Below are 5,937 nucleotides of genomic sequence, written 5' to 3'. Positions count from 1 at the left end.
CCGGTGGCGGGCGGTCCGGCCGTGGTGGCGTCGGCGGCCGCGTTGCCGGTGCTGGGCGCGGACGGCGCGCCGGGCGTCAGCGTGGCGCAGACGGCCTCGATCTCGTTCGACATTCCGTTGCGCGACGCGCGCGACGCGTTCGAGCGCGCGTACTTCGAGTACCACCTCGCGCGCGAGAACGGCAGCATGACGCGCGTGGCCGAGAAGACCGGCCTCGAGCGCACGCACCTGTATCGCAAGCTCAAGCAGCTCGGCGTCGACCTCGGCAAGAGCAAGGGCGAATGACGCGAGCGGGCGACGTTGTGCTTTTTGCCGGCCCTTTTTCAGAATCTTTTGAGAAAAGGCTTGCAAAGGTCGGTATAGCTCTCTATACTTTCCCTTCTTCGTTGGCCCGGTAGCTCAGTTGGTAGAGCAGCGGATTGAAAATCCGCGTGTCGTTGGTTCGATTCCGACCCAGGCCACCAGAATGCAGAGCCCCAGGAGATCGTACGATTCCTGGGGCTTTTTCGTTGGAGGGCGCCGATCGCCCGGCGTGAGTGCCATAGTGATTGCCATCGCGTGATGTGCGCAATATGGGGCTCTGGCAGACGCCAGCGCGCGATCAGGGCTAATTAGCGGTATAAAGTGGCGCCGATACCCCCCGGGAGGGCGCGCCCTATACTGCATGGGCCGGCGCCGGATCGAGCCGGTCCGCCCGGCGGGTTTCGACAGCTTGCGACCGCGCGGAACCTCATACACGGAGTTTCACGGTGACTCGAACAGAAACCAGGAACGGCGCGCTCGTGCTGTTTTCCGGCGGCCAGGACTCGGCAACGTGCCTCGCCTGGGCGCTCGACCGCTACGATACCGTCGAGACGCTCGGCTTCGATTACGGCCAGCGTCATCGCGTCGAACTGGAATGCCGTGAGGGCTTTCGCGCCGCTGTCGCGAGCCGGTTCCCCGAGTGGGGCCAGCGCCTCGGCGACGATCACACGATCGACCTCTCCGTGCTCGGTTCGATCAGCGACACCGCCATGACGCGCGAAATCGAGATCGAAACGGCCGCGAACGGCCTGCCGAACACCTTCGTGCCGGGCCGCAACCTGATGTTCATGCAGATCGCCGCGGCCATCGCGTATCGGCGCGGGCTCAAGGTGCTGGTCGGCGGCATGTGCGAGACCGATTTTTCGGGCTATCCGGACTGCCGCGACGACACCATGAAGGCGCTGCAAGTCGCGCTCAATCTCGGCATGGACAGCCGCTTCGTGCTGGAAACGCCGCTGATGTGGCTCGACAAGGCCGACACGTGGCGTCTGGCTGAAACGCTCGGCGGCGAAGCGCTCGTCGAGCTGGTGCGCGTGGAAACGCATACGTGTTACGTCGGCGAGCGCGCCGAGCTGCACGCGTGGGGCTTCGGCTGCGGCGAATGCCCGGCGTGCAAGCTGCGCAAGCGCGGCTACGAAGCGTACCTCGCGGGCGAGAAAGTAACGGAAGCGCCGGTCTGATCCGACGACGGGCGCACAGCCGCGCAGGCAGTCTTCTCAGGACTGCGCGGCGTTAGGAACGCGGCAAGAGCGAAGCGGCGCACGGGCGGCGCACTTCGCGACGCGACGAGCGAGCTGAAAAGCTCAACAAGCGCCCGCCATCATGACGGCTCCCCACGAGCCCCGAGTCGATATCAGGCAGCAGCATGACTTACGCGGTAAAGGAAATTTTCTACACGTTGCAGGGCGAAGGCGCGAACGCCGGGCGTCCGGCCGTGTTCTGCCGGTTCGCCGGCTGCAATCTGTGGTCGGGCCGCGAGGAAGATCGCGAGTCGGCGCAATGCCGTTTCTGCGACACCGACTTCGTCGGCACCGACGGTGAGAACGGCGGCAAGTTCCGCACGCCCGAAGAGCTGGTCGCGAAGATCGCGTCGCTGTGGCCCGAAGGCGAGAAACACCGCTTTGTGGTCTGCACGGGCGGCGAACCCATGCTGCAGATCGACCAGCCTTTCGTCGATGCACTGCACGCGGCGGGCTTCGAGATCGCCATCGAAACCAACGGCTCGCTGCCGGTGCTCGACACCATCGACTGGATCTGCGTGAGCCCGAAGGCCGACGCGCCGCTCGTGGTCACCAAAGGCAACGAGCTCAAGGTCGTGGTGCCGCAGGACAACCAGCGTCTGGCCGACTACGCGAAGCTCGATTTCGAGTATTTTCTCGTTCAGCCGATGGATGGTCCGTCGCGCGACCTGAACACGAAGCTCGCCATCGACTGGTGCAAGCGTCATCCGCAATGGCGCCTCTCGATGCAGACGCACAAGTACCTGAACATTCCCTGAATTTGCCCCGGAAGCGCCGTGCTGACGATCACCCGAAAACTCGAATTCGACGCGGGTCACCGCATCCCCGACCACCGCAGCCAGTGCCGTAACCTGCACGGCCATCGCTACGTGCTCGAAATCACCCTGCAGGGCGATACCGTCGAGACGGAAGGCGCGCCCGATCGCGGCATGGTGATGGATTTCGCCGACGTGAAGTCGCTCGCGAACCAGCATCTCGTCGATCTGTGGGACCACGCGTTCCTCGTCTTCGAAGGCGACACGCAGGTGCGCGGTTTCCTCGAAACGCTGCCGGGCCACAAGACGGTCGTGATCGACCGCATTCCGACCGTGGAAAATCTCGCGGCCATCGCGTTCGAGATCCTCGCCAACGTGTACGACGCGCATTACGGCGTGAACCTGCAGCTGCACAAGGTGCGCCTGTACGAAACGCCGAACTGCTGGGCCGAAGTCGTTCGCGACTGATCTCCCGCTGATCTCCGCTGGCGCCGTCGCGCGCCGCGCAAGACGGGTTTTCCGTCCGTCCCTGCAAACTTTTGTCGCGGTATGATCGCTCCGGCAAGGCCTGCGCAGCTCGCGCGGCCCGACAACACAACGGAGCGAGACTTGCCGGCTGCCGCACCGCCGGGCCACGCGGCCCGCGCGTGACGCGCATCGCGCACGCTCGCCGGGAGCACGGCGATGAGCACCTTCACCAATCCCCTCAAGGAACGCCTCAAGGACGCCGAGCCGCTGTTCGGGCTATGGCTGTCGATGGGCAGCGAAACGGCCGCCGAAGCGCTCGCGCACGCCGGTTTCGACTGGCTGCTGATCGACATGGAGCACACGCCCAACGACAGCGGCGACACCATCGCGCAACTGCGTGCGATCGCGGCGGCGCATCTGCCGACCGAGCCCGTGGTGCGCGTGGCGGCCAACGAGCCGTGGCTCGTCAAGCACGTGCTCGACGCAGGCGCACGCACGGTCATGTTCCCGAATATCGCCTCGGCGGCCGAAGCGGCGCGCGCGGTGAGCACCACGCGCTATCCCGATGCGCAGTCGCCTGACGGCCAGCGCGGCGTCGCGGGCGTGGTGCGCGCGGCGGCCTACGGCATGCGGCGCGACTATCTGCACGGCGCGAATGCGCAGATCGCCACGCTCGTGCAGATCGAGTCGGCGGCGGCGCTCGCCGAAGTCGAGCAGATCGCGGCGGTGCCGGGCGTCGATTGCCTGTTCGTCGGGCCTGCGGATCTCGCCGCGAGTCTCGGTCATCTCGGCGATTCGAAGCATCCGGAGGTCCAGGCCGCGATGACGCGCATCGTCGCCGCCGCGCGCGCCGCGGGCGTGGCCGCGGGCATCTTCGCGATGGATGCGACCCAGGCGAAGCAATATCGCGAGATGGGCTTCTCGTTCATCGCGCTGGCCGCCGACGTGATCTGGCTCGTGCGCGCCACGCGCCAGGCGCTGCAGGAGGCGCGGTCATGAGGCATCCGCAAGAGTGGAGCGCGCAGGTTGGGCGCGTGACGATGGCGTCGATTGTGGCGGCGGTGGTTGCCGCAGTCGCCGTAGTCGCATTAACGGCCAACGCAGCTTACGCAGCCGATAACGGCGCGAAGCCGGCAACCCAACCTGCAACGACGGTCGCCGCATCGAGCGCCGCCGCGTCGAATGCCGAGGACGATCCGCAGACGGCCAACGCCGTCGCCGACTACAACGCGGGCAATCTCGCGGCCGCGCGCAAGGAGTTCGAGGCAGCGGCGGCGCGCGGCAACCGGCTCGCCGAATTCAACTACGCGATGATGCTCGTGAACGGCGAGGGCGGCGCCGCCGACGTCGCCGAAGGCCGCAAGTGGCTGCGCAAGGCCGCCGACGCGAACATGTCCCACGCGCAATACGTGTACGGAAAAATGTACGACGACGGCGACTTCGTCGGGCGCGATCCGGCGCAAGCGCATCAGTGGTTTATGAAGGCCGCGAAGCAGGGCCACGTGCAGGCCGAACTCGCGCTCGCGAATCAGTTCCTCGACGGACGCGGCACCGCGCGCGACAACAAGCAGGCGTTCTACTGGTACAAGAAAGCGGCCGAAGGCGGCGACATGACCGCGCAATACGTGACCGGCTCGTTCTACGAGCGCGGCGGCGACGGCGTGCCGAAGAACCTCAACGTCGCGCGCGCGTATTACGCGGCGGCGGCGGCCCAGGGCGATCCGGTGGCGCGCCTCAAGTTTCAGCAGTTGAGCGCGCAATTGATGAAATCCGCGCCCGCGCAGCCGCAGTGAGTTCGCGGTGAATCCACGCTAGAACGCGTGCAGAAATGAAAAACGCGCCGGTGAAAACCGGCGCGTTTTGTTTTATGTGTCTTGGCGCGACGCCCGTCAGCTTTGCATCAGCCGCTTCTGGCGTCCCACACTCATGATCAGCCCGATGGCGATGCCGAGCGTCGTCAGCGCGGTGCCGCCGTAGCTCATGAACGGCAACGGCACGCCCACCACGGGCAGGATCCCGCTCACCATGCCGATGTTGACGAACGCGTAGGTGAAGAACGCCATCGTCAGCGAACCGGCCAGTAATCGCCCGAACAAGGTCGCGCCGTTGGCCGCGATATAGAGCCCGCGCGCGATCAGACACATGTAGAGCGTGAGCAGCACGATGCCGCCCGCCATGCCGAATTCCTCCGAGAACACCGCGAAGATGAAGTCGGTGTGCTTTTCGGGGATGAACTCCAGATGCGACTGCGTGCCCTTGAGCCAGCCCTTGCCGAGCGGCCCGCCGGAGCCGATCGCGATCACCGCCTGAATCGTGTGAAAGCCCTTGCCGAGCGGGTCGGAGGTTGGATCCAGCAGCGTGCAGATGCGGTGTTTCTGATAGTCGTGCATGAGCGGCCAGTTGACCTGCGGCTGGCAGATCTTGTCCTGGAACGCCGCGATCGAGGCCACGGCGATCACGCCCGCGATCAGCACCGGCACGATCAGCTTGAACGAGAGCCCCGCGAAATAAATCACGAACACGCCCGAGGCGAACACCAGCACGGCGGTGCCGAGGTCGGGCTGCTTGGCGATCAGGGCGACCGGCACGAGCAGAATCGCGAAACCCACCACGAAGTCGTACCAGCGCGTGACGCCCTCGCGGCGCTGGTAGTACCACGCGAGCATCAGCGGCGTGGCGATCTTGAGAATTTCCGACGGCTGGATGACCACGCCCACGTTGATCCAGCGTTTTGCGCCCTTGCGGGTGAGCCCGAAGAGCGCGACCGCTATCAGTAACGCGATGCCGAAGGTGTAGATCGGCACCGCGAAGCGCATCAGCGTATTGGGCGGCACGTTGGCGAGCACCCACATCAGCACGAAGGTCAGCATGATGTTGCGCAGCTGGTCTTCGACGCGGCCCGGCACGTCGAGGCTCGCGCTGTAAAGCGTGACGATGCCCACGCACAGCAGCAGGAACACCGTGAGCGCGAGCGGGCGATCGAAGCCCAGGAACATCTTGCGCAACGTGTCGAGCACGGCGCGCTTGTCGATCTTGTCGAACTGGAGGAGAGGCATGGTGTGTCCTTACTCGTCGGCGTTGCCGGTCGCGGCCTTGGGCGGCGGCGCGAGCGTGGCGTTGCCGGACGCGCTCGCGGGGCGGCGCGGACGATGCGGGCCGGGGCCGAAATG

The 5,937-nt window shown here is 65.8% G+C and carries 7 protein-coding genes and 1 tRNA gene; 7 read left to right on the top strand and 1 reads right to left on the bottom strand.

Translation table 11 applies throughout. From position 1 onward, the window contains the following. The 7 genes from G3N97_RS35715 to G3N97_RS35685 all read left to right on the top strand — a co-directional run. On the top strand, positions 1-285 hold a 285-nt coding region (locus G3N97_RS35715), incomplete at its 5' end, for a helix-turn-helix domain-containing protein (RefSeq protein ID WP_277397868.1). Between the two features lie 103 nt (positions 286-388). Further along, a tRNA-Phe gene (locus G3N97_RS35710) sits at positions 389-464 on the top strand. 285 nt (positions 465-749) lie between these two features. After that, a complete protein-coding gene (gene queC, locus G3N97_RS35705; protein WP_205997530.1) occupies positions 750-1,484 on the top strand; it encodes a 7-cyano-7-deazaguanine synthase QueC in 735 nt (244 codons plus the stop codon). 185 nt (positions 1,485-1,669) lie between these two features. Further along, positions 1,670-2,302 (top strand): 7-carboxy-7-deazaguanine synthase, encoded by a 633-nt coding sequence (gene queE, locus G3N97_RS35700; RefSeq protein ID WP_205997529.1) that lies wholly within the window; start codon positions 1,670-1,672, stop codon positions 2,300-2,302. Positions 2,303-2,323: 21 nt separating this feature from the next. Beyond that, positions 2,324-2,767, top strand: a complete 444-nt coding sequence (queD, locus tag G3N97_RS35695) for a 6-carboxytetrahydropterin synthase QueD (protein WP_110325590.1) — start codon at positions 2,324-2,326, stop codon at positions 2,765-2,767. 216 nt (positions 2,768-2,983) lie between these two features. Next, positions 2,984-3,766 carry an aldolase/citrate lyase family protein gene (locus tag G3N97_RS35690; protein WP_205997528.1) on the top strand — a complete coding sequence of 261 codons (783 nt, stop codon included), beginning with the start codon at positions 2,984-2,986 and terminating at the stop codon, positions 3,764-3,766. Between the two features lie 41 nt (positions 3,767-3,807). Further along, entirely contained in the window at positions 3,808-4,560 is a 753-nt protein-coding gene (locus G3N97_RS35685; RefSeq protein ID WP_205997531.1) for a tetratricopeptide repeat protein, read from the top strand. A gap of 96 nt (positions 4,561-4,656) precedes the next feature. On the opposite strand, the gene rodA is transcribed toward G3N97_RS35685, so the two are convergent. Then, positions 4,657-5,823: a rod shape-determining protein RodA gene (rodA, locus tag G3N97_RS35680; protein WP_065061839.1), complete on the bottom strand. Its 1,167-nt coding sequence runs from the start codon at positions 5,821-5,823 to the stop codon at positions 4,657-4,659. Positions 5,824-5,937 lie beyond the last annotated feature (114 nt).

It is taken from the genome of Paraburkholderia sp. Ac-20347 (genome assembly GCF_017104805.1).
GTDB classification, from domain to species: Bacteria; Pseudomonadota; Gammaproteobacteria; order Burkholderiales; family Burkholderiaceae; genus Paraburkholderia; species Paraburkholderia tropica.
The sequence above is the reverse complement of the archived record's forward strand: the minus strand, read 5'-3'. Positions and strand labels throughout refer to the sequence as shown.